Genomic DNA, 305 nt, shown 5'->3' with positions numbered 1-305 from the left:
GACCCGCAGGTTCTCCTCGCGATAGACCCGCAGCAGCTTCTTGTGGTTGGGCGTCATGCCCTCGCGAGCCAGAAGATACCCGAGACGCCGATAGCCGAAGCGGCGACGCTCGGCCGCCAACTCGCGCAGACGCTGTCGCAGCGGACCATCGTCCGGACGCGACGATCGATACCGGATCACCCGCCGGCTCACGCCGACCAGGTTGCACGCCCGACGCTCGCTCAGCCCGTGATGCTCACGGGCATGGGCGACGGCATCCCGCTTAGCGCCGGGCGTCACCATTTTTTTGATGCCAGATCCTTCAG

1 protein-coding gene is annotated in these 305 nt (G+C 66.2%); it reads right to left on the bottom strand.

Features of this window, described 5'->3' with window-relative positions:
* A partial coding sequence (locus tag ACUCV3_RS27395; protein WP_482241485.1) for an IS3 family transposase occupies positions 1–305 on the bottom strand: 305 nt, incomplete at both ends.

It is taken from the genome of Sphingobium sp. VMM (assembly GCF_056790315.1).
The sequence above is the reverse complement of the archived record's forward strand: the minus strand, read 5'-3'. Positions and strand labels throughout refer to the sequence as shown.